This is a genomic window from Streptomyces sp. T028, assembly GCF_048159505.1.
GTDB lineage: Bacteria > Actinomycetota > Actinomycetes > Streptomycetales > Streptomycetaceae > Streptomyces.
The window spans coordinates 1-3011 of the sequence record NZ_JBLRVZ010000110.1 but is presented as its reverse complement, the minus strand read 5'-3'; the positions used below and the strand labels follow the sequence as shown (position 1 = coordinate 3011).

Below are 3011 nucleotides of genomic sequence, written 5' to 3'. Positions count from 1 at the left end.
TTCGAAGCACCCACTCCGGCGGCGCTGGCCGCGGCGGGCGACGGCGGTGGTGTGGTGGAGGTGCCGCCGAACGGTATTCCGGAGGGTGCGGAGGCGATCACCCCGGAGATGCTGCCGCTCGTGGAACTGACGGCGGAGCACGTGGAGTTGGTGTGCGCGGCGGTCGAGGGCGGGGCGGCGAACGTGGCGGACGTGTATCCGCTCGCCCCCTTGCAGGAGGGCATCTTCTTTCACCACCTGCTCGCCGAGCCCGGTGAGGCGGATGCGTATCTGATGTCGATGGTGCTGGGCTTTGACGGTCGTGAGCGGCTGGACGGGTTCCTGTCGGCGCTGCAGCAGGTGGTGGACCGGCACGACATCTACCGCACCGGGGTGGTGTGGGAGCGGCTGCCCGAGCCGGTGCAGGTGGTGTGGCGCCGCGCGGTCGTACCGGTGACCGAGGTGACCCTTCCCGGAGACGGGGATGCGGCGGCCGGGCTGCTGACGGCGGCCGGCTCGTGGATGGCCCTGCGACGGGCGCCGTTGGTGCGGGTGCATGTGGCGGCGGACCCGGGCAGCGACAGGTGGCTTGCGGCGGTGCAGGTGCACCACCTTTTGCAGGACCACACAGGGCTGGAGGTGATGCTGGGTGAGGTCGAGGCGTTGATGGCGGGGCGTGGGGACGAACTGCCTGCGCCGCTGCCCTTCCGGGACTTCGTCGCCCAGGCCCGGCGGGAGGTCTCCCATGCCGAGCATGAGGAGTACTTCGCCGGTCTGCTCGGCGATGTGACGGAGCCGACGCTGCCGTTCGGTCTGTCCGATGCTCATGGCGACGGGACCGGTGCGCGGTCGGAGCGGTTGAGCGTGGACGACGGCCTGGCGGAGCGGGCGCGGGAGCAGGCACGCCGGCTGGGGGTCTCTCCGGCGACGCTGTTCCACGTGGCGTGGGCGCGCGTACTGGCGACGCTGTCCGGGCGTACGGACGTGGTGTTCGGGACGGTGTTGCTGGGCCGGATGAGCGCCGGACCGGACGCCTTGCGGATCCCGGGTCCGTTCATCAACACCTTGCCGGTGCGGGTGGATGTCGCGGGCTCGGATGTGATGGGTGCGGTGCGGGCGGTGCAGGCGCAGTTGGCCGGCCTGCTGGTGCACGAGCACGCCCCGCTGGCTCTTGCGCAGAAGGAGAGCGGTGTCCCCGCCTCCGCCCCACTGTTCAGCTCGCTGTTCAACTACCGGCACGGTGGCCGGTCCGCGAGCGGTGGAGGTGGGGAAGTCGGCGCCGAGGGGGTCGAGCTGCTGTTCGCGCAGGAGCGGACCAACTATCCGCTGGCAGTCGCCGTGGACGACCTGGGCACCGGGTTCGTGCTGGCTGTCGACGCGGTGGCTCCGGCGGATGCCGGGCTGGTGTGCGGGCTGCTGCACACGGCGGTCGAGGAGCTGATCGGGGCGGTGGACGCTGCCCCGGCCACGGCGCTGGATGGCCTTGACGTGTTGCCCCAGCCCGTTCGTGACCGGGTTGTGGATGGCTGGAACGACACGGGTGCGGTGGTGCCGGGGGTGACGTTTCCGGAGTTGTTCGAGGCGCAGGTGGCGCGGACTCCGGACGCGGTGGCGGTGGTGTGCGGGGACGCATGTCTGACCTATGCGGAGCTGGGCGACCGGGTGGAGCGGTTGGCGGGGGTGTTGGCCGGTCGTGGGGTGGCGGCCGAGTCGGTGGTGGGGGTGGTGTCGGAGCGGTCGGTGGACGTGGTGGTGGCGTTGCTGGCTGTGTGGAAGGCGGGGGGTGCGTATGTGTTCGTCGATCCGTCGTATCCGCCGGAGCGCGTGGCGTTGATGCTGGCGGACGCGGAGCCGGTGTGTGTGGTCACGACCAGCAGCCTGGCCGGCGGGTTGCCCGCGGGTGTCGCGGTGCCGGTGGTGGCGATGGACGACCCGACGGTCCTGGCGGAGCCGGTGGTCGAGGCCGGGGAACGGAGCGGGCCTGCGCCCATGGGCTTGCGGGCGGCCTACGTGATGTACACGTCGGGGTCGACCGGGGCACCGAAGGGCGTGGTGGTGTCCCAGGGCGCGTTGGTGAATCTGGTGGCGGGACTGGGCCCGGTGTTGGGGGCCGGTCCCGGGGTCGGCGTGCTGCAGTTCGCGTCGTTCGGTTTCGACGGTTCCGTGCTGGACGTGGCGGTGGCGCTGGCGTCGGGTGCGCGGTTGGTGGTGGCCACGGCGGACGAGAGGGCGGACGCCGAACTGCTGGCCGCGCTGATGGACCGGACGGGCGTGGAGGTGGCCAGCGTGGTTCCCTCGCTGCTCGCCGTGGTCGATCCGGCGGCGGTGCCGGGGCTGTCGCGGGTCCTGGTGGGCGGGGAGCTGCTGACCGGCGAGCTGGCGCGGGAGTGGGCCGACGGCCGGGTGCTGGTGAACACGTACGGGCCGACCGAGGCGACGGTCATGGTCACCACCGGACCCGTGGACGCTGCTGCGGCAGGTGCACCGCCGGTGGGCGGGCCGGTGGCGAACACCCGTGTCTATGTGCTGGACGGGCGGTTGCGGCCGGTGCCGCCGGGGGTGGCGGGCGAGCTGTATGTGGCCGGGGCTCAGCTGGCCCGTGGGTATCACGGTCGTGCGGGGCTGACGGCGGAGCGGTTCGTGGCCTGTCCCTTCGGTGATCCGGGGGAGCGGATGTACCGGACGGGGGATCTGGTCCGGTGGACCGCGGAGGGACAGCTTGCCTTTGTGGGCCGGGCGGACGATCAGGTGAAGGTGCGTGGCTTCCGTATCGAGCCGGGTGAGGTCGAGGCCGTCCTGGCGGCGCATCCGGGGGTGGCGCAGGCGGTGCTGATCGCCCGCGAGGACGTCCCCGGCGACAGGCGTCTGGTCGCCTATGTCGTTCCTGAGGGAGACGGTGTGGGAGGCGGTGAGCTGCGTGCGTACGTGGGCGGGCGGCTGCCGGAGTACATGGTTCCGTCGGCGGTGGTGGTGCTGGATGACCTGCCGCTGACGGTGAACGGGAAGCTGGACCGGGCGGCGCTGCCCGCGCC

1 protein-coding gene is annotated in these 3011 nt (G+C 72.1%); it reads left to right on the top strand.

Annotated features, from left to right (window positions below):
• Positions 1 to 3011 (top strand): non-ribosomal peptide synthetase (locus tag ACLZN2_RS50685; RefSeq protein ID WP_416987034.1); only part of this gene is annotated, 3011 nt, incomplete at both ends.